This window comes from Streptomyces maremycinicus (assembly GCF_001184025.1).
In the GTDB taxonomy this organism is placed as follows: domain Bacteria; phylum Actinomycetota; class Actinomycetes; order Streptomycetales; family Streptomycetaceae; genus Streptomyces; species Streptomyces maremycinicus.
This window is the reverse complement of sequence record NZ_BBYG01000019.1, coordinates 346,241-368,820: the sequence shown is the minus strand read 5'-3', so window position 1 is coordinate 368,820 and position 22,580 is coordinate 346,241. Positions and strand designations below refer to the sequence as shown.

Sequence of the window (22,580 nt, the reverse complement as noted above, 5' to 3'; positions counted from 1 at the left end):
GGGTCCCTGTCTTTCCGGTCTGATCAGTGGTCGTGATCGTGGTCGTCGCGGTGGTCGCGGTGGTCGCGGTCGTGGTCCGGTCGTGGTGGTCGCGGTCGGTGTCGGCTTGGTCGGGGGTCGCGTCGTGGTCAGGGGTCGGGTCGTGGTCAGGGGCGGGACGCGGCCGCGCGGTGGACCAGCGCCTCCAGTGCCCGGAACCAGGTCCGTGCCAGGTCCTGTACGGCGTCCTCGGTGAGGAGTTCGGCCGCGTACGCCCAGTGGGCGCTCAGCTCCGGCCCCCCGGGACGGTCCTCGGTGAGGGCGTTGAGGGTGAGGGCGTGGGACATCGGCATGCCCGGATCCGCGTCCAGGTCGGCGGCGTCGTCCTCGGGGGCGTAGGACCAGTCGGCGGCCTCGGGGTGCTCGAAGCGGCCCATGTAGTTGAACTCGATCTGCGGCTCCCCGAGCCGGGCGAGCCGGGGGCCGGTCGTGGGGTTGAGGTGGCGCAGCAGGCCGTGCCCGATGCCGGAGGCGGGCAGCGCGGCGAGGTGGGCGCGGATCCGGGCCAGGGCCGTGTCCAGCGCGGGGCCGCCCGCGAAGGCGTCCGCCGGGTCCGCGTCGCCCGGGTCGAGCCGTACCGGGACCACGCTGGTGAACCAGCCGACCGTGCGTGACAGGTCGGCGTCGCCCGCGAGTTCCTCCTCACGGCCATGGCCCTCCAGGTCGACCAGGACGGGTCCGCCCGGCCCCCGCGCGCCCGGGATCCGGGACCGCCAGTCGCCGACCGCGAGGGCGAAAGCGGTGAGCAGGACGTCGTTGACGGTGGCGCCGAGGGCGGCAGGGACGCGGCTCAGCAGGGGGCCGGTCAGGTCGGCGGGCAGGGTCAGGGAGAGATAGCGGGTGGTGGCGACCGTGTCCCGGGCGGGGTCCAGCGGGCGCGCCAGCGGGAGGTCGGCGCCCTCGGCCAGGGTGGAGGTCCACCACGGCAGCTCGTCCTCCGTGGCCGGATCGCAGGCCCGGGTCCCGAGCAGCCTCGACCAGCGGGCGAACGACAGCTCCACGGGCGCCGGTTCGGCGGGGCGGCCGGTGCGGACGGCGGCCCAGGCGGTCGCGAGGTCGGGCAGCAGGACCCGCCAGGAGACGCCGTCGATCACCAGGTGGTGGACGAGGATCAGCAGCCGTCCGGGGTGTCCGGGTCCGGCGTCGAACCAGACCGCCCGCACCATCGCCCCGCCGTCCGGGTCCAGCCCGGCCCGGGCCGTACCGGCGTGCGCGGAGACGGCGGCGCGCAGTCCGGCCTCGTCCGCGCCGCGCACGTCGGCCCGGGTGAGCCAGGAGCTGACGTCGGTGTCCCCCGCCGGGGGTACCAGGAGGGCGCCCTCGGGGTCGCGGACCAGGCGGGCGCGGAGCAGGTCGTGCCGGGCGGCGAGCGCCGTGAGCACGGTCAGCAGTCCGGGTTCGGTCAGGTCGGCCGGGGTGCGGACCAGGGCCGCCTGGTGGTAGGCGGCGATCGGGCCGCCGCGTTCGAGCAGGGCGCGCATGATCGGGGTGAGCGGAACGGTGCCGGTGCCGTCGTCGTGGACGGCGTGCCGTTCCCCGGCGCCGAGCGGGACCGCGACGGCGGCCAGCGCGGCGACGGTGCGGTGCCGGAAGACCTGACGGGGGGTGACCCGCAGGCCGCCTGCCCTGGCCCGCGCGACGAGCTGCATGGCGACGATGCTGTCGCCGCCGAAGGCGAAGAAGTCGTCGTCCGTGCCGACCGCCTCGGCGGGCAGCCCGAGGGCGTCCGCGAACAGGTCGCGCAGGGTGCGTTCGGCCTCGTTCTCCGGGGCCCGGCCGCCGCCCGCGGCGGTGAAGTCCGGGGCGGGCAGGGCGGCCCGGTCGAGCTTGCCGTTGGCGAGCAGCGGCAGCCGCTCCAGGACGACAACGGCGGCCGGGACCATGTAGTCGGGCAGCGCGGCGGCGGCGTGGGCGCGCAGGGCGGCCGGGTCCTCGGTGCCGTCCGCGACGACGGCGTACGCGATGAGTTGCCGTACGCCCGGCCGGTGTTCGCGGGCCACGACGACCGTCTGCGCGACGGCCGGGTGGGTGTCCAGCGCGGCCTCGATCTCGGCGAGTTCGACCCGGTAACCGCGGATCTTGACCTGGTCGTCGGTACGGCCGGCGAACTCCAGCAGGCCGTCCTCCGTCCAGCGGGCCAGGTCGCCGGTGCGGTACATGCGCGCGCCGGGGGCGCCGAACGGGTCGGCCACGAAGCGCTCGGCGGTCAGCTCCGGGCGGCCGAGGTAGCCGCGGGCCAGGCCCGGTCCCGACAGGTACAGCTCGCCGGTGACGCCGGGCGGTACCGGGCGCAGCGCGGTGTCGAGCACATAGGCGCGGGAGTGGTGGACGGGGCGGCCGACGACCGGGTCCGCGCTGTCCCGGACCCGGCCGACGAGGGCGTCGACGGTCGCCTCGGTCGGGCCGTACAGGTTGAAGGCCTCGGTGTCCGGCAGCGCGGCCAGCCGCGCCCACAGCGCCTGGGGTACGGCCTCGCCGCCGAAGCCGACCACGGCGAGCGGGCAGTCGCCCTCGGGGGTGATCAGCCCGCTGTCCGCCATCCGGGCCAGCAGCGACGGGGTGACCTCGATGAAGTCGATGCGCCGGTCCCGGACGAAGGCGGTGAGGAGTTCGGGGTCGCGGCGGGTCTCGTCGTCCGCGATGTGCAGGGCGTGTCCGTCCAGCAGCCACAGCTGCGGCTGCCAGGAGGCGTCGAAGGAGAAGGACCAGGCGTGTCCGACGCGCAGGTGACGGCGTCCGGTGCGGCGCCGGGCCACTTCGTGCAGGTCGTGGCGGTGGCTGTGGAAGAGGTTGGCGATGCCGCGCTGGGTGACGACGACGCCCTTGGGGCGGCCGGTCGAGCCGGAGGTGTAGATGACGTAGGCGGGGTGGTCGGGGGCGGGTGCGGTGGGTTCCGCCTCCGGCAAGCCACCGGCAGCGGCGGGGACGTGCGCGTCGGCGTGCGTGGCGGCCTGCGTGGCGGCGAGTGTCGCGGCGTCGAGGAGCAGCGTCGGGACGTCGGTCGCGGGCAGCGCGGCGGCGGCATCCGCGGTGGCGAGGAGCAGGACCGGGCGGGCGTCGTCGAGCATGCCGGTGAGCCGGGATCCGGGCAGGTCGGGGTCGAGCGGCAGATAGGCGGCGCCCGCCTTCATCACCGCCAGGATCGCGGCGATGTGGACGGCGGTGCGGGGCAGGGCGAGCGCCACGATCCGCTCGGGGCCGGCGCCGTGCCCGGCGAGGATCCGGGCCAACCGGTCCGTGCGGGCGTCGAGTTCGGCGAACGTCCAGGTCACGGAGGAGTCGGTGACGGCGACCTCGTCCGGGGACGCGGCGACCTGGGCGGCGAACAGCGTGGGTACGGTGCCCGGCCGCTCGTCCGCCGGGGCGGGCAGCGTGGTGTCGTTCCAGGTCCGCAGGACGGTGTCCCGGTCGGCGGGGCCGAGCAGGTCGAGGCGCCCGACCGGACGGTCGGGGTCGGCGGCCATACCGGCGAGCAGGGAGGTGAGGGCGGTCGTGATCCGCCGTACGGTGGCCCGCGTGAACAGCTCGGGTCGGAACTCGGCGGTCAGCCGCAGCCGTTCGGCCGGCTCGACGGCCCACGCGAACGGATAGTGGGTGGAGTCCTCGTGGTCGCGGACCGTGACCCGCGGCCGGGCGCCGCCCCCCTCGCCCTCCGTCCCGGCCACCGGGTAGGACTCGAACACCACCAGGGTGTCGAAGAGTTCGCCGAGTCCGGTGGCCCGTTGGATGTCGGCGAGGCCGAGGTGCTGGTGGGCGATGAGCCGGGACTGCTCGTCCTGGAGCCGGTCCAGCAGGCCTGCCGTGCTCTCCTGCGGGCGGACCCGCACCCGGACGGGCACGGTGTTGATGAACAGGCCGATCATCGACTCGGCCCCCGGCAGTTCGGGCGAGCGGCCGGCGACGGTCGCGCCGAACACCACGTCCTCGCGTCCGGTGAGCCGGCCCAGCAGGACACCCCAGGCGGCCTGGACGAGGGTGTTGAGGGTGACGCCCCGGCTCCGGGCGAACGCCTCCAGCTCCGCCGTGCGCTCGGCGTCCAGTTCGACGGTGTGGGTGTGCGGCACGGCGGCGGCGCGGTCGGCGTCGGCGGGCGCGAGCCGGGTGGGCTCGGCGAGCGTGCCGAGGGCCTCGGCCCACGCGGCGGCCGAGGCGGCCGGGTCCTGGGCGGCCAGCAGCCGCAGATGCGCGCGGTACGGGGCCGGGGCGGCCGGGGTGCGGCCCTCGTAGCGAGCCCACAGTTCGGCGGTGAGCAGCGGCAGCGACCAGCCGTCCAGCAGGAGGTGCTGGTGCGAGAGCACGAGCCGGTGCCGGTCCGGGCCGACTCGCGCCAGCAACAGCCTCAGCAGCGGCGGGCGTTCGGGATCGAAGCGGCGCCGCTCCTGACCGAGCAGCCGCGTCCAGGTGTCGGGTTCGTCGGCCCGGCCGGTGCCGTGGCCGGTGTCGGGGCCTGCGTCCGGGCCGGTGTCCGGGCCTGCGTCCGGGCCGGTGAGGTCGAGCTGCCGCCAGGGCAGTACGGCGGTGCGCGGTACGACGGCGACGGGCCGGCCGGAGGACAGGTGCCGGAAGCCGCTGCGCAGGTTCTCGTGCGCGTCGAGCACCGCCTGTCCGGCGGCCCGCAACCGGTCGGCGTCCAGGGGGCCTTCCAGGTCGTAGGAGACCTGGACGGTGTACACGTCGGGGCCCTCCTCGCCGGAGTCGAGGGCCGCGTGGAAGAGCAGCCCGGCCTGGAGCGGGGAGACGGGCAGGACCTCCGTTCCGGCGGGCAGGGCGGCGAGTTCGGCGCGCTCGTCGTCGGTGAGCCCGGGCAGCGGGACGCCGTCGTGGTCCCCGTCGGCCCCGGCCGGGCCGGTGGTGGTGGCCACGCGGGCCAGGCCCGCCACGGACTTGTGCCGGAACACGTCACGCGGGCTGAACGCCAGCCCGGCGGCGCGGGCCCGGGCGACCAGCTGCATGGCGACGATGCTGTCGCCGCCCAGGGAGAAGAAGTCGTCCTCGACTCCGACCCGTTGGAGGCCGAGAACGTCCGCGACGAGGGCGCCGAGGGTCTCCTCCAACGGCGTGCGCGGCCGGGTGCCGGTCACCTCGGCGGCGAAGTCGGGGGCGGGCAGCGCCCGGCGGTCCAGCTTGCCGTTGGGGGTGAGCGGGAGGGCGTCGAGGGTGACCACGGCGGCCGGGACCATGTGGTCCGGCAGCACCTCCGCGGCGTGGGCGCGCAGCACGGCCGCGTCCGCCGGAGCTCCGTCCCCGGCGGGGACGACGTACGCGACGAGGTGGGTGTCGCGCAGGACGACGGTGGCGTGGCCGACGGACGGATGGTCCGCGAGGACGGTCTCGATCTCGCCGAGCTCGATCCGGAAACCGCGCAGCTTGATCTGGTCGTCGGCGCGGCCGAGGTACTCCAGTGTGCCGTCCCGGGTCCAGCGGGCCAGGTCGCCGGTGCGGTACATCCGGACGCCGGGTCCGCCGGCGTACGGGTCGGCGACGAACCGCTCGGCGGTCAGGCCGGGGCGGCCCAGGTAGCCGCGGGCCAACTGGACGCCCGCCAGGTACAGTTCGCCGGCCACACCGGGCGGGACGGGGCGCAGCGCGGCGTCCAGGACGTAGGTGCGGGTGTTCCACACCGGGCGGCCGATGGGCACGGTGACCGGGTCGGCGGGCACCTCGTGCGCGGTGACGTCGACGGACGCCTCCGTCGGGCCGTACAGGTTGTGCAGACGGCTGCCCGGCAGCACCCGGTGGAAGCGGGCGGCCAGCGGGGCGGGCAGGGCCTCGCCGCTGCACATCACCCGGCGCAGCCCGGTGCATCCGGCGGCGGCGGGTTCGTCCAGGAAGGCACGCAGCATCGACGGCACGAAGTGGGCCGTGGTGATGTGCTGCCGCTGGATCAGTGCGGCGAGGTAGGCGGGGTCCTGGTGGCCCTCGGGTCGGGCGAGGACCAGGGCGGCGCCGGCGACGAGCGGCCAGAAGAACTCCCAGACCGAGACGTCGAACCCGGCCGGGGTCTTCTGGAGGACCCGGTCGGCGGCGTCGAGCCGGTAGGTGTCCTGCATCCACAGGAGCCGGTTGGTGATGCCCTCGTGGGGTACCGTGACGCCCTTGGGGCGGCCGGTGGAGCCGGAGGTGTAGATGACGTAGGCGGGGTGGCGGGGGTCGTGGGCGGTGGGCAGCGGCGCGTGCGCCGGGCGGTCGGGGGCCCCGTCGGCGTCCACTGTGAGGGTGGGCACGCCGGTGTCCGGGAGGGTGACGCCGTCGGTGGTGAGCAGGCAGACCGGGCGGGCGTCGGTGAGCGTGTACGCGAGCCGGTCGGCGGGGTAGCCGGTGTCGAGGGGCAGGTAGGCGGCGCCCGCGCGGTGGACCGCGAGCAGCGCCGTCACGAGGGCGAGGGACCGCGGCAGCGCGACGGCCACGGTGGCCTCGGCGCGTGCCCCGTGCGCGGCGAGGGTGTGGGCGAGCCGCTCCACCCGCAGGTCGAGTTCGGCGTACGTGAGGGCGGTGTCCTCGAAGACGACGGCGGTGGCCCCGGGGGTGCGGGCGGCCTGGGCGCGGAACAGTTCGGGCAGGGTGAGAGCGGGGACGGGCCGTGCGGTGTCGTTCCACGTGTCGAGGACGAGCGCGTGTTCGTCGGCGTGCAGGACGTCGAGGGTGCCGACGCGGCGGCCGGGGTCGGCGGCGACCTGCTCCAGGAGCGATTCGAGCCGCCGGGCGAGGAGTTCGGCGGTGGACTCGTCGAAGAGGTCGGCGCTGTACTCGATCCAGCCCTGGATACCGGCGCCGTCGCCCTGCTCGACGAAGTCGAAGCTGAGGTCGAACTTGGCGGTGTCCTGGCCCACGTCCTCCCGGCGGGCCGTCAGTCCGGGCAGGGCGGGGCCGTCGCCCCGGCCCGCGAGGTGGACGACCATCACCTGGAACAACGGGTGACGGGCCAGGGAACGTTCGGGGTTGAGCGCCTCCACCAGCCGTTCGAAGGGGAGGTCCTGGTGTTCGTAGGCGGCCAGGTCGGTCTCCCGGACCCGGGCGAGCAGGTCGGCGAAGGTGGGGTCGCCGGACAGGTCGGTGCGCAGGACCAGGGAGTTGACGAAGAAGCCGACGAGGTCCTCGAGGGCCGCGTCGTCGCGTCCTGACACCGGGGCGCCGAGCGGGAGGTCGTCGCCCGCCCCGAGCCGGTGCAGCAGCGCGGCCACGGCCGCCTGGGCGACCATGAACATGCTGACGCCGTGGTCGCGGGCGAGGGTCCGCAGGGCGCGTTCCAGGCGGGGCGGGACGGTGAAGCCGACGGTGCCGCCGCGTCCGCTGGACTCGGCGGGCCGCGGCCGGTCGGTGGGCAGGGTCAGTTCGGCCGGGAGACCGCGGAGGGCTTCGGTCCAGTGGGCGAGCAGGCCGTCGCCGGTCCGCGCCAGCAGGTCCCTCTGCCAGAGGGTGTAGTCGGCGTAACTCGCGGGCAGCGGTGCCCAGTCGGGGGCCCGGCCGGCCGTGCGGGCCGCGTAGGCGGTGCCCAGGTCGGCGAGCAGCGGCCGGTCGGACCACTCGTCGGTGGCGATGTGATGCAGCAGGAGGAGCAGGACGTGCTCCTCGGATCCCGCCACACCGACGGCGTCACCCGGCGTCCGTGTCGGCGCCTCGAACAGCACCGCGCGCAGCGGGAGTTCGGCGGCGAGGTCGAAGGGATGGGCGGCCTGCGCGGCGAGCTCCCCGAGGGGTGCGGTGACGAGCCGGACGCGGGCCCGAGCCGGATCCAGGACGTGCTGGTACGGCACTCCGTCCACCGCCGGGAACACGGTGCGCAGGGGCGCGTGCCGGGCGACGACGTCGTTCAGGGCGGCTTCCAGGGCGGCCCGGTCCAGGGCGCCGGTGAGCCGCCAGACGGACGGGATGGTGTAGGCCGGGTTCGGGCCCTCCACCTGGTGCAGCAGCCACAGCCGCCGCTGGGCGAAGGACAGCGGCAGCCGCTCGGGGTGCGGGCGCCCGGCGTGGAGCGCGGGCCGGATCTCGGCGCGGTCCGCGTCGAGGCGGGCGGCGAGCCGGGCCGGCGTCGGCGCGTCGAACACCGTGCGCAGGGACACCCCGCCCCCGGCGGCGCCGAGGACCTTACGGATCCGGCTGACCAGCCGCATCGCGACGAGCGAGTGGCCGCCGAGGGCGAAGAAGTCGTCGTCGGGTCCGACGCGTTCGACGCCGAGGACGGCGGCGAACTGCGCGCACACCAGTTCCTCGCGCGGGGTGCGGGGCGGCCGGCCGGTGGTCGGGGCGGCCGCCGTGGGGTCGGGGGCGGGCAGCGCGGCCGTGTCGAGCTTGCCGTTCACGGTACGGGGCAGCGCCTCGAGGGCGACGAAGGCGGCGGGCACCATGTGCTCCGGGAGCGCGGCCGCGGCGTGCGCGCGCAGCGCGGCCGGGTCGGGCTCCGCGGCGCTCGCGCGGTCCGCGACGACGTACGCGACCAGTCGCGGTGCGCCGGGCCGGTCCTCGCGGACCACGACGGCGGCGGCGGAGACGGTGGGGTGGCCGGTCAGCGCGGCCTCGATCTCACCGGGCTCGATACGGAAACCGCGCAGTTTGACCTGGTCGTCGACGCGGCCGAGGAAGACGAGTGTGCCGTCGCCCCGGCGGCGCGCCAGGTCCCCGGTGCGGTACATGCGCTCGCCGGGCGCCCCGAACGGGTCGGCGACGAAGCGCTCCGCGGTCAGCGCCGGGCGGCCCAGATAGCCGCGGGCCAGGCCCTCGCCCGCGAGGTACAGCTCGCCGGGCACGCCGACCGGGGTGGGCCGCAGACGCTCGTCGAGGACGTGGGCGCGGATGTTGTCCAGCGGGGCGGCCCGGTCGGTGTCGCCGTGGTGCCAGCCGTAGGCGTCGACGGCGCACTCGGTGGGGCCGTACAGGTCGTGCGCGGACGTGCCGGGCAGGGTGGTGAGGCGCTGCCACAGGGCGGGCGGGGTGGCCTCGCCGCCGACGGCGATGACGGCCGGGACGGCGTGCGGGCCGTCGGCGGCCAGGAAGCCGTGGTGGAGCAGTTCGCGCAGATAGGTGGGGGTCAGGTCGACGAAGTCGATCGCCGAGTCGGTGAGCCGGTTCAGCAGGGCGGCCGGGTCGGTCACGGTCGCCTCGTCGACGACGTGCAGTTCGTGGCCGGCCAGCAGCCACAGCAGCGGTTCCCAGGAGCCGTCGAAGGTGAAGGAGGCCGCGTGCAGGGCGCGCAGCGCGTCGCGTCCGGTGTCGCGGACGGCCGGTTCGATCAGGTCGCGCAGATGGGAGCCGTAGAGGTTGCTCAGGCCGCGGTGGGTGCCGATGACGCCCTTGGGGCGGCCGGTGGAACCGGAGGTGTAGATGACGTAGGCCGCCTGCCGGGGGTGCGGCGGCGGGCCGTCCGCGGTCCGCGCGGCCGCCGGCCACGGGGCGTCGAGCAGCAGCCTCGGCACGGCCGGGGAGTCGGGGATCCGGTCGGCGAGCGCGGTGGTGGTGAGCAGGCAGACGGGTGCCGCGTCGGTGAGCGTGAACCGCAGCCGTTCGGCCGGGAGTGCCGGGTCCAGGGGCAGGTAGGCGGCGCCGGAGGCGAGGACGCCGAGCAGGGCGGGCACCATCTCGTCCCGGGGCAGCGCGAGCCCCACGACCGCGCCGGGTGTGACGCCGTGGGCGCGCAGCCGCGCGGCCAGTTCGTCCACCCGGGCCCGAAGTCCGCGGAAGGTGGTCCGGCGCGGGGCAGCGGCCGGGCCGGTGACCAGGGCGGTGCGTTCGGGGTGACGGCGGGCCGTGTCGGCGAGGATCTCGGGGACGGAGCGGGTCTCGATCGGGTGGGCGGTGTCGTTCCAGGCGCCGAGCACGTGCGCCCGCTCGGCCGGCGTCAGGATGTCGAGGCCCGCGAGCGGGGCGTCCGGGGCGCCGACGGCCCGCTCCAGGAGGAGGGCGAGGCGTTCGGCGAGCAGGGCCGCGGTGCCGGGGTCGGCCAGGTCGGTGGCGTACTCCAGCAGGAGCGTGATGCGCCCGGAGGCGTCGGACTCGTCGACGAAGGTGAAGTCGAGGTCGAACTTGGCCGTGCCGGTGTCCATGTCGTACCAGTCGGCGGGCAGGCCGAGCAGGGTGTCCGGGTCGCCGTCGGGGCGGTGGTGGTAGCCGAGCATGACCTGGAAGAGGGGGTTGCGGCCGGCCGCCCGGGGCGGATTGACGGCCTCCACCACCCGGTCGAAGGGGATGTCCTGGTGCTCGAACGCGGCCAGCGACGACTCCCGTACACGGGCGAGGAGCTGGCGGAAGGTGAGTTCGGTGCCGTCCGGGCCGGACAGGTCGGTGCGCAGGACCAGGGTGTTGACGAAGAAGCCGACCAGGTCGTCGAGTCCGCTGTCGGTGCGGCCCGCGATGGGGGCGCCGAGCGGGATGTCGTCGCCCGCGCCCAGCCGGTGCAGCAGTGCCGCGGTGGCGGCCTGGAGCAGCATGAACATGCTGGTGCTGGTGGCGGCGGACAGCTCGCGCAGGGCCCGGCCGGTCTCCCCGGGGACGGTACGGCGGACGGTGCCGCCGCGTCCGGTGGGCTCCGCGGGGCGCGTGCGGTCCAGGGGGAGTGCCAGCTCCTGCGGCAGTCCGCGCAACGCCTCCTTCCAGTAGGCGAGTTGCCGCTCGCCGAGCTGGTCGAGGAGGCTCTCCTGCCACAGGGTGTAGTCGGCGTACTGCACGGGCGGCGGGGCCAGGTCGGGAACGGTACCCGCCGCGCGGGCCGCGTACGCGGTGTTCAGGTCGGCCAGGAACGGCCGGTCGGACCACTCGTCGGTGGTGATGTGGTGCAGCACGATCGCGACCACGTGCTCCTCGGCCGAGAGCCGGAACACCTCGGCGCGCACCGGGAGTTCCCGCGCCAGGTCGAATGGGCGGCGCTGGGCGGACGTGATCAGCGCGGGCAGGTCGTCCTCGGCGCAGTCGGTCACCGTGCACGGGGGCTCGGCCTCGTGGGCGGGCAGGATGCGCTGGAACGGCACGCCGTCGTGCTCGGCGACCAGGGTGCGCAGCGACTCGTGCCGGGCGGTCACGTCGCGCAGCGCGGCGCGCAGCGCGGGCACGTCGAGGCGTCCGCGCAGCCGCAGGACGAGCGGGAAGTTGTAGGCCGCTCCGCCGCCGTGATCCCCGGCCGGGGAACCGGTGAGGCGTTCCGCCAGCCACAGCCGTCGCTGGGCGGCCGACAGCGGGATGCGCGCGGGCCGCTGCCCGATGGCCGTGAGCGGCGGGCGGGCGGGCTTGCCGAGGTCCGCGCGGCCCGCGAGCAGCGCCGGGGTGGGCGCCTCGAAGAGGTCGCGGATGGCGAGTTCGGCGCCCAGTTCGGTGCGGGCGCGGCTGACCAGCCGGGTGGCGAGCAGCGAGTGGCCGCCCAGGTCGAAGAAGTTGTCCTCGGCGCCGACCTCGGGCAGCCCCAGCACCTCCGCGAACAGCCGGCACAGCACCTCCTCGCGCGGGGTGCGCGGGCCGCGTCCGCCTCCGAGGGCGACGGCGGGCTCGGCGTCGGGCAGGGCCCGCACATCGAGCTTGCCGTTGGCGTTCATCGGCAGGCCGTCGACGGTGACGAAGGCAGCCGGGACCATGTAGTCGGGCAGCTCACGGCCCAGGTCCTCGCGCAGCCGGCGGACCAGTGCGCTCGCCTCGCGGGCGGCGGTGGGGTCGTTGGCGTAGGGACGGGTGCCGCCGCCTGTACGGAACAGGCCGCCGGTGAGGCGCGGTTCGGGGGCGTCGGCGGCGAGGAACACCGCGTCGAACGTGCCGGGCGTCGCCGACCAGGTGGTCAGCACCCGGTATCCGGCGGCCGCGCCGAGTTCGTGCAGCTGCTCGGGGTCGACGCCCGCCTCGGCGGTACGGCCGTCCGGCACCCCGGTCAGGCGCAGGCCCGCGGGCCGTTCGCCGCGCGGGTGCCGGCCGGTGCCGCCGGTCGAGGACCAGTTGCCGCCGAGCAGGGCGCCGATGCTCGCGGCGCCGGACCAGTCCCCGCGCACGAGCTCGCCGATGGTGTCGGCCGTGGCCCAGTCGACCACCGGCACCTCGTCCAGCCGTACGTCCGGTTCGTCTGCGTACAGGACGACGTCGTAGCGGTGCCGGGTCAGTTCGTTGTGGTGGTGGCCGCGCTTGGTGCGCAGGTCGGCGCCGTAGCCGAGGGTGGTGAAGAAGTCGGGGTCGACGAGGAGTTCCTTCTCCAGCCGCAGGCCGCGCTCCACCGCCGCCGCCAGGTCGGCCTCGTCGGTGCCGCGGGCGCGCTGGATCTCGGTGTGGAAGGCGCGGGCCAGCCGCAGGTTGCGGACGTCGCCGACGAACAGGGCGCCGCCGGGCGCGAGCAGGTCCATGGCGCCGCGCAGGACGGCGGTGAGGTGGTCGATGCTCGGGAAGTACTGGACGACGGAGTTGATGACGATCGTGTCGAAGTAGCCGGTCGGCAGGCCGCCGAGGTCCTCGGCCGGCCGGCAGCGCAGTTCGACCTTGGCGGCGAGCGCCGGGTCGCGCCGCACCTCCTCACCGATCTTGCGGATGACGGGGGCGGCGAAGTCGGTCGCCCAGTAGGCCTCCGCGTCCGGGGCGAGCCTCGACAGCAACAGGCCCGAGCCGACGCCGATCTCGAGGATGCGGCGGGGGCGCAGGGCGCCGATCCGGGCGAGGGTGGCCTCCCGCCACTCATGCATCTCCTCGAAGGGGATGGGCCGGCCGTCGTAGGAGCTGTCCCAGCCGTCGTAGCGCTCGGTGAAGACGGCGGTGCCGATCTCCTCGTACTCGTCGGAGTAGATCTCCTGCCACTCCCCGACCTGCGCGGCCTCGGCCGCCGAGCGCTCCTCGGAGCCGGTGCCGGAGGGCACGACATAGCCGACGAGGCGTTCGTCGCGGACCACGACGGCGGCCTGGGCGACCAGCGGGTGACGGCTGAGGGCGGTCTCGATCTCGCCGGGTTCGACGCGGTAGCCGCGGATCTTGACCTGGTCGTCGGTGCGGCCGAGGAAGTCGAGGTTGCCGTCGGGGTTGCGGCGCACCAGGTCGCCGGTGCGGTACATGCGCTCGCCGGGCCGCCCGAACGGGTCGGCGACGAAGCGTTCCGCGGTCAGTCCGGGCCGGCCGAGGTAGCCGCGGGCCAGGCCGATGCCGGCGATGTAGAGCTCACCGGGCACACCGTCGGGCACCGGGCGCAGCCAGGCGTCGAGGAGGTGGGCGCGGGTGCCCCGGATGGGGCGGCCGACGGTGGGGGTGTCGCTGTCGAGGGTGCCGCCGCCGAGGGTGTTGATGGTGTACTCGGTCGGCCCGTACAGGTTGTAGCCGTACGTCCCCTCGGTGTCGCGCAGCGCCGTCCACACCGTCTCCGGGACGGCCTCACCGCCCAGCAGTACCAGCGGCGGCACGTGGCCGGTCAGCAGGCCCTGCTCGATCAGCAGCCGGGCGTAGGTGGGGGTGACGTTGACGACGTCGACGCGGTGCCGCTCGCAGTAGGCGACCAGCGCCTCGGCGTCACGGCGCAACTCCTCGTCGCAGACGTGCACCTCGTGGCCCTCGACCAGCCAGAGCAGTTCCTCCCACGACATGTCGAAGGCGAAGGACACGGTGTGCGCGATGCGCAGCCGCCGCCCGCCGGCCGCGGCGATGGCCGGTTCGAAGATCTCCTTCTGGTGGTTGAGCTGCATGTTCGTCAGGCCCCGGTAGGGGGTGACGACGCCCTTGGGGCGGCCGGTGGAGCCGGAGGTGTAGATGACGTAGGCGGGGTGTTCGAGGCTGAACCGCAGCCGGACCGGGGCGTCGGACCGCCGGGACAGCTCGCTCCTGGTGTCCGGGGCGTCGAGCAGGACCCGGGTCATCTCGCCGTCCAGCGTGGCGGAGACGGCGGTGGTGGTGAGCAGCAGGAGCGGGCGGGCGTCGGCCAGCATCAGGGACAGCCGGTCGGCCGGATGGTCCAGTTCCAGAGGCAGGTAGGCGGCGCCGGTGCGCAGTACCGCGAAGAGCGCGACGACCATGTCCAGGGAGCGCGGCAGGCCGAGGGCGACGACGCGCTCGGGGCCGGCGCCCCGGTCGGTCAGCAGCCGGGCCATACGGTTGACGGCCGCGTCGAGTTCGGCGTACGTCAGGGTGCGTTCGCCGAAGACGAGGGCCCGTTCGTCCGGTGTGCGTCGGGCCTGGGCGGCCAGCAGGTCGGCGACGGTGTCCTCGGGGTCGGGTACCCGGCTCACCGCCGACTCCCGCCGCAGCGCCTCGTGTTCGGCGGGCAGCAGCGGGTCGAGGGAGCCGACGGGCGCCGTGAGGTCGGCGCTCAGGCGGTCGAGGAGCAGCGCGAACCGGTCGAGCAGGGCCTGTGCCCGGTCGGCGGGCACGAGGTCGGGGCGGTGCGTGAGGGTGACGGCGATCCGGCGGCCCGGGGTGATGACGAGGTTGGCCGGGTAGTGGGTGGCGTCGACGTTGGCGACGGCGGTGGCGCCGTGCCGGGTGCGCAGGTCCGCCAGCCGTTCCTCGGTGTCGTTGTTGCGCAGCACGAACAGGGTGTCGAAGAGCTTGCGGTGTCCGGTCTCGGCCTGGAGCACGCCGAGGCTGAGGTGTTCGTACGGCATGAGGTCGAGGCGTTCGCCCTGGATGCGGCGGAGCAGGGCGAGGACCGGCTCGGCGGGGTCGAAGGCGATGCGGGTGGGGACCGTGTTGAGGAACAGCCCGATGATGTCGCCGACGTCCGGGACCTCGCTGGGACGGCCGGCCACGGTGGTGCCGAACACCACGTCGGGGCGCCCGGTGGCGGAGGCGAGGGTGAGCCCCCAGGCCGCGTTGAGGAGGGTGTTGAGGGTCAGGCCGTGGTCGCGGCCCGCCGCTCGCAGCCGGTCGCCGAGCTCGGCGGACAGCCGGAGGTCGAGCCGGTCGGGGATGACCGGTTCGAGGCCGTCGGCGGCGGCCGGGGCCAGCAGTGTGGGTTCGTCGAGACCCGCCAGGGCGGTGCGCCAGGCGGCGGTGGCGGCCGTGTCGTCCTGCCGCTCCAGCCAGCTCAGGTAGTCGCGGTAGCTGCCGGGGGACGGCAGGCCGGCGGCGTCCCCGCCCGTCTCGTAGAGCGCGAACAGTTCGTCGAGGAACAGCCAGGCCGACCAGCCGTCCCAGAGGATCAGGTGCCGGCCGATGACCAGCCGGTCGCCGCGCTCCGCGCCGAGGCGCAGCAGCAGCAGCCGGAACAGCGGGGGCGCCGAGAGGTCGAACCGGCGGTCGCGTTCGGCGTCGGTCGCCTCCCGCAGCCGCAGGTCCTGTTCGGCGGTGGGGAGATGGGAGAGGTCGACCTCTTCGAGAGGGATCTCCGGGTCCTCGACGATGAACTGGACCGGCTGGTCGAGGCCCTCGCTGGTGAAGCCGGCCCGCAGGCCCGGGTTGCGGGCGAGGAGGGTGCGGACGGCGGCGCGCAGCCGTCCGGTGTCGAGCCGGGTCGCGAAGTCGAAGGTCTCGTGGACGGTGTAGACGTCCAGGGCGCCCTCGTCGTACGCCGAGTGGAAGAACAGGCCTTCCTGGAGGGGGGCCAGCGGCCACACGTCGGCGACCGCCGCCGGGGCGGCCAGGGCACGGACGCGGGCCTGTTCGGCGTCGCCGAGGGTGAAGGGGGCCGCGGGGGCCTGTGCGGGGGCCGGGACCGCGGTCGCCGCCGCGGTCGCCGCCGCGGCCGCCGTCGCCAGGGCGGCGGGGGTGCGGTGGGTGAACACGTCGCGCGGGCTGAGGTCCAGGCCGGCCGCGCGGGCCCGGCCGGCGACGCCGATGGAGCTGATGCTGTCGCCGCCGAGCCGGAAGAAGTCGTCGTCGGGGCCCGCGTCCTCGATGCCGAGGACGGCCGCGAAGATCTCGGTGAGCCGCCGCTCCAGGGGTCCCGCGGGCTCCCGGCGGGCGGCGCGCTCGGCTTCGGGGGCGGGCAGCGCGGCCTGGTCGAGCTTGCCGCTGGGGGTGAGCGGGAGGTCGGCGAGGACGACGTACGCCTCCGGGACCAGGGGCGCGGGCAGCGCCTCGGCGAGGGCGGAGCGCAGTTCGGCGGTGTCGACGGCGGATCCGGCGGCCGGGACCGCGTAGGCGACCAGGCGCTGGTCGCGGACGACGACCGCGCCCCGGGCGACGGCCGGGTGACGGGTCAGCGCGGCCTCGATCTCGCCGAGTTCGACCCGGTTGCCGCGCAGCTTGACCTGCCGGTCGGTGCGGCCGAGGTAGTCGAGGGTGCCGTCGGACCGGCGGCGCACCAGGTCACCGGTGCGGTACATGCGGGCGCCGGGCTCGTCGGCGTACGGGTCGGCGACGAACCGGTCGGCGGTCAGCGCGGGGCGCCGGTGGTAGCCGCGCGCCAACTGGACGCCGGTGAGGTACAGCTCGCCGGGCACTCCGTCGGGGACCGGGCGCAGGAGGGCGTCGAGCACGCGCAGGCCGGTGTTCCACACGGGCCGGCCGATGGGCACGGTGGTGTCGCGGGCGCCGTCGTAGGCGTGGTACGTCACGTCGACGGCGGCCTCGGTGGGGCCGTACAGGTTGTGCAGGGGTACGCCGGTCAGGTCGTGCCAGCGGCGGGCCGCGGCCCCGGACAGAACCTCGCCGCTGCTGAACACCCGGCGCAGGCCGCCCGCCCACGAGGGGTCCGCGGTGACCTCGTCGGAGGCGAGGAACGCCTCCAGCATGGACGGCACGAAGTGCATCGTCGTCACGCCCTCGGCCCGGATCAGGCGGGCCAGATAGGCGGGGTCGCGGTGTCCGTCCGGCGCGGCGAGGACGACGGCGGCGCCCTCGCGCAGCGCCCAGAAGAACTCCCAGACGCTCACGTCGAAGCCGGACGGCGTCTTCTGGAGCACCCGGTCGTCGGCGGTGAGGCCGTGGGCGCCCTGCATCCAGGCAAGCCGGTTGGTGATGGCGCGGTGGGTGACGACGACGCCCTTGGGGCGGCCGGTGGAGCCGGAGGTGTAGATCAGGTAGGCGGGGTCGTCGGGGCGGGCCGGGTCCGCGGGGCCGGGCGGCCGGGCGCCGTCCGCGGCCTGGTCCGTGCCGGTCGTGGCTCTCCCCTCGCCCGCGTCGCTCACGTCGATCACGTCGAGGCCCTCGACCGACGGCAGCCGTCCCGCGTCCGGGGCCGTCGTGACCACCGTGGTGGCCCCGGAGTCGGCCAGCATGTACGCGAGCCGCTCGGCCGGGTAGTCCAGGTCCAGGGGCAGGTAGGCGGCGCCCGACTTCAGGACGCCCAGCAGCGCCACCATCAGCTCGGCCGAGCGCGGTACGGCGACCGCGACGAACCGCTCGCGGCCCGCGCCCCGGGCCCGCAGGAGAGCGGCCAACCGCTCGGCCCGTGCGTCCAGTTCGGCGTAGGTGAGGCCGGCCGCGCCGTCGAGGACGACGGCGGTGGCGTCCGGGGTGTGGGCGGCCTGCGCGGCGAACGCGGCGGCCAGCGTGGTGGACGGGACCTGCCGGGACTCCCCCGCCGGGTGGGCGCCGGCCCGCTCGCGCGGGGTGAGGAGGTCGAGGTCGGCGACCCGGGCGTCCAGGTCGTCGGCCAGGGCGTTCAGGACGAGGGTGAGCCGGTCGGCGAGGGCCTGCGCCGCCTCGGCGTCCAGGCGCCGGACGTGGTGCTTGAGCCGCAGGTCGAGACGGCGGCCGGGCTTGACGACGAGGGCCAGGGGGTAGTGGACGGCGTCGTGGAAGGCGTGCCCGGCGACGGTGACGGTGCCGGTGGGGTCGGTGATGTCCGGGGCGCCCTCACCGCCCGGGTAGTTCTCGAACACGACGAGCGTGTCGAAGAGTTCGCCGCCGCCGGTGTGCCCCGCGGCCCGCTGGATGTCGGCGAGGCCGAGGTGCTGGTGGTCGAGCAGGGCGCTCTGCTCCTCCTGGAGCCGCTCCAGCAGCCCGCCGAGGGTGTCGCCCGGGGTCCAGCGCAGCCGGGTGGGCAGCGTGTTGATGAACAGCCCGATCATCGACTCGATGCCCTCGACGGCGGCGTCCCGTCCGGCCACGGTGGTGCCGAACAGCACGTCCTGACGTCCCGTCATACGACTGACGAGCAGGCCCCAGGCGCCCTGGACGAGGGTGCCGAGGGTCACCCCGCGCTCCCGGGCCCGGGCGGCGAGCCGGGCGGTGACCCGCTCGGACAGCTCCACCCGGATCTGCGCGGGTTCCACCGGTCCGGCGGGCGCCGGGGTCTCGATGAGCCGGGTGGGCTCCTCGACCCCGGCGAGGGCGGCCCGCCAGGCGGCCCGGGCGGCGTCGCGGTCGGCGCCCGCGATCCGGCGGAGGTAGCCGCGGTAGGGGGCGACCTCGGGCAGCGGCGCCGGGTCGTCGCCGTACAGGGCGAGCAGTTCGCGGTGCAGGACCGGCAGGGACCAGCCGTCCGCCACGATGTGATGGAACGTCAGGACGAGTCGGCTGCGCTCGTCCCCGAAGCGGATCAGCGCGCAGCGGACCAGCGGCGGCCGGGCGAGGTCGAAGCGGTGGGCCCGTTCGTCGGCGGCGACGGCATCGGCGAGGGCGCGCCGGACCGCGAGGTCGTCCCGCGCGGCCAGGTCGACCTCGCGCCAGGGCAGTTCGAGACCGGCGGCGACGAGCTGGACGGGACGGCCGTCGGACGTCTGCCGGAAGCAGGCCCGCAGCGGGGCGTGCCGGTCGAGGAGCCGCTGCGCCGCACGGCGCAGCAGGGCGCCGTCCACCGGTCCGGACAGCTCGACGACCTGCTGCACGACATACGTGTCGTGTTCGGCGCCGTCCATCAGGGCGTGGAAGAAGAAGCCCTCCTGGAGCGGGCCGAGGGGCAGCGCCTCCTCGATCGTGAGGGCCGACTCCCCCTGGAGGAAGGCGAGTTCGCCCTCGCCGAGCTGCCACGAGGTGTCGTCGGCGGGGCCGGCCGCCGCGGTGCGCGCGGCACCGGCCAGCTCCGCGACCGTACGGTGGCGGAAGACGTCGCGCGGGGTCAGCTCCAGGCCGGCCCGGCGGGCCAGGATGAGCAACTGGACGGCGACGATGCTGTCGCCGCCGAGGGCGAAGAAGTCGTCGTCGACGCCCACCGAGGGCACCTTCAGCGCCCGTGCGTACAGCTCGCACAGCAGCCGTTCGCGGTCCGTGCCGGGGGCCCGTCCGGCGCCGGTCCTGGTGAGGTCCGGCACGGGCAGGGCGGCGGCGTCGAGCTTGCCGCTGGGCGTGACGGGCAGCCGGTCCAGCGGGACGAAGGCGGCCGGGACCATGTAGTCGGGCAGGGACGCGGCGGCGTGCCGGCGCAGGGCCGTCATCAGCGCGGTGACGTTGCGGAAGGGAGCCGGGCGGTTGGTGAGCGGGTGCCGGCCACCGGGTCGGTACGGGACGGCGGGGCTGTGCCCGGCGGGCGCGAACACGGCGTCCAGGCTGCCGTCCTCGGCGTCCCCGTGCCAGGTGAGCACCGCCTCGTAGCCGTGCCGGGCGGCGCTCTCGTGGAGCGACTCGGGGTCCACTCCGTAGGTCGCGCCGGCCGGTCTGCTGCTGTCCCCGAGGGCGTCGAGCGCGGCCAGGTCGCCGGCGAGCCGGGCGTTGGGGATGCCGGTGATCCGCAGCCGGTCCGGGTGCCCGGCGAGCAGCAGGTCGAGGGCGTGCAGCGAACCGAGCGCGGTCCAGGGCGACTCGGGCACCTCCGCGGGCGCGTCGGTCCCCGGCCGCAGCACCACGTCGTAGCGGTACCGGGTGAGTTCGTTGTGGTGGGTGCCGCGTTTGATCCGGACGTCCGCGGTGAGGCCGTCCAGGGTGGTGAAGTAGTCGGGGTCGACCAGGAGTTCGCCCTCCCAGGCGAGCGCCCGGTCCACGGCGGCGCGCAGGGCCTCCTTGTCCGTCTCCCCGGCGTCGCCCTCGTCCCGGACCCGCCCGCTCTCGACGGCGGCGCTCAGGGTGCGCAGCAGCCGCAGGTTGCGCACGTCGCCGACGAAGAGGGCGCCGCCGGGCGCGAGCAGCGCGGCGGCGGCGCGCAGCACGCCGGTGAGGTAGTCGCCGCCGGGGAAGTACTGGACGACGGAGTTGACGACGATCGTGTCGAAGTGGCCCTCGGGCAGTCCGCCGAGGTCGTGCGCGGGCCGGGCCAGCAGGGTCACCCGGTCGGCGAGGCCGGGGGTGGCCGACACCTGGGCCTCCAGGGCCCGTACGGCTTCCTCGGACAGGTCGGTGCCCACGTACGCCTCGCAGTCCGGGGCGAGCCGGGACAGCAGCAGGCCGGAGCCGACGCCGATCTCCAGGACGCGCCGGGGCCGCAGGGCGCGGATGCGGTCGAGGGTCGCCTCCCGCCACTCGCGCATGTCGGCGAGGGGGATGGGCAGCCCGTCGTACATGCTGTTCCAGCCCGCGAAGTTCTCCTCGAAGCCCTCCGAACCCGCCGCGGAGTACAGCAGTTCGTGCAGGTCCTTCCAGTCGGCGACGCCGGCGTCGGCGTCGGCCTCCGGGCCGGCGTCCAGCGAGGGCACCACGTAGGCGGCGAGCCGCCGTTCGCCGGGTCGGTCCTCGCGGACGACGACCGCGGCCTGGTCGACGGCCGGGTGGGAGCGCAGGACGGACTCGATCTCGCCGGGCTCGACGCGGAAACCGCGGATCTTGACCTGGCTGTCCACCCGGCCGTGGAACTCCAGGCGTCCGTCCGCCTTCCAGCGCACCAGGTCGCCGGTGCGGTAGAGCCGTTCGCCGGGGGCGGCGGCGAGGCCGGTGGGAGCGGCGACGAAGCGTTCGGCGGTCAGCGCGGGGCGGCCGAGGTAGCCGCGGGCCAGTCCGGCGCCGGCGAGGTAGAGCTCTCCCGTGACGCCGGCGGGGACCGGCCGCAGCCGGTCGTCGAGGACGTAGGCGCGGGTCCCGGGGTCGGGCACGCCGATCGGCACGATGGTGCCGGGCGGGGTGTCCGGATCGCACAGGCCCAGCGTGGAGTTGGTGGTGGCCTCGGTCGGGCCGTAGGCGTTGAACATCATCCGGCCGCGCGCGTACCGGCCGACCAGTTCGGGCGAGACCCGCTCCGTACCGGCCAGCAGCGTGGCCCGGGGCGGGAGCCGTACGTCGTCCGGCAGGGCGGCGAGCAGGGCGGGCGGCAGGATCATGAAGGTGACGCCGTGCTCGTTCGCGTAGTCGGCGAGCGCCGCGCCGGGCACCCGGCGGTCGGCGGGCACGACGACCAGCCGCCCGCCGGACAGCAGTCCGAGGCACAGGTCCCAGAACGCCACGTCGAAGCTGGGCGAGGCGAACTGGAGGACCCGGCTGTGCGGGCCGATGCCGAAGCGTTCGCGCTGGGTGGCGACCAGTTTGGCCACGCCCGCGTGGGAGAGCACGGTGCCCTTGGGGCGTCCGGTGGAGCCGGAGGTGTAGATCACGTAGGCCGCGTGCGCGGCCGTCAGCCCGTCGGCGGCCGACGGACCCCGCTCGGGGAGGGCGGCGAGTTCGGCGATCGTGTCGGGGGCGTCGAGGACCAGCGGGTCGAGGCCCGGGGGCAGGTCGGGCAGGACCTCGGCGGTCGTGACGAGGCAGACCGGCCGGGCGTCGTCGAGCATGTAGGCGATGCGGTCGGCCGGGTAGTCGGTGTCGACGGGCAGATAGGCCGCGCCCGCCTTCAGGACGGCGACCTCCGCGACGATCATGTCGGCCGAGCGGGGTACGGCGAGGGCGACCACGCTCTCCGGACCGGCGCCCCGGGCCACCAGGGCGTGCGCCAGCCGCGCCGCGCGGGCGTCGAGTTCGGCGTAGGTGAGGCGGACGTCCTCGTGGACGAGGGCCACCTCGTGCGGGCGGGCGGCGACCTGGTCGGCGAACATCCGCGGCCAGGTGAGCGCGGGCACGTCGTGGGCGGTGTCGTTCCAGTCGTGCAGGATCCGGTGCCGTTCGGCCTCGTCGAGGAGGTCCAGATCGGCTATCGGGGTCGCCGGGCGGGCGAGGGCGTCGGTGAGGAGGGTGCGGTAGTGGCCGAGGATCCGGTCGACGGTGGCGGGTTCGAAGAGGTCGGTCCGGTAGTCCGCCGACACCTGTCCGTCGGTCACGGTCAGCGCCAGGTCCAGCGGGCCGCCCTCGTCCCAGGACGCGCCGCCGAAGCCCGTGGCGCACAACAGCCCGCCGCCGCGGAAGGGTTCGGGGGCGAGGAGTGTCAACAGGTCGGCGGTCGGCAGGCGGTGGGCCGCGGCCTCGGCGTACGTCCGCGCGACTCGTTCGCAGAGTTCGGCGAAGGAGGTGTCGGCGTCGACCGCCACGCGCAGCGGCAGCCCTTCGTGCGCCACCGCCGTCCCGGTCGCCGCCGCGCCGCCGTAGCGGTGCAACAGGGCAACGAGGGCGGCGAGTCCGGCCGTCCGGCTCGCGGTCGCCCCCAGCGGGGCGGTGCGCCGCGCGCGCGGCGCCGGCCCGTCCTGGCGGGGCGGGTGCGGAAAGTCCAGCGGCAGTGCGGGCTGCGGGACCGGTGCGGCGAACCGCCGCCGCCAGTGGTCCGCCGCCGTCGCCTGTGCAGAAGAACGCGTGTTGCCCGACACAGCTGCCCGTGCCTCCCAGTGCGGTGTGAACGGCTCAGCGGAGCCGCGACCGCTCGAATAGTAAGGTAAGCATTGCCTTACTTGATAGACCCCTTCTGGAACCACGGGTCCACGCCACAGTGGCTGAGG

1 protein-coding gene is annotated in these 22,580 nt (G+C 75.4%); it reads right to left on the bottom strand.

Going from position 1 to position 22,580, the window contains the following annotated elements; translation table 11 throughout:
- Positions 1–146: 146 nt before the first annotated feature.
- Positions 147–22,451 carry a non-ribosomal peptide synthetase gene (locus AOQ37_RS30445; protein WP_062648989.1) on the bottom strand — a complete coding sequence of 7,435 codons (22,305 nt, stop codon included), beginning with the start codon at positions 22,449–22,451 and terminating at the stop codon, positions 147–149.
- Between the last annotated feature and the right edge of the window lie 129 nt (positions 22,452–22,580).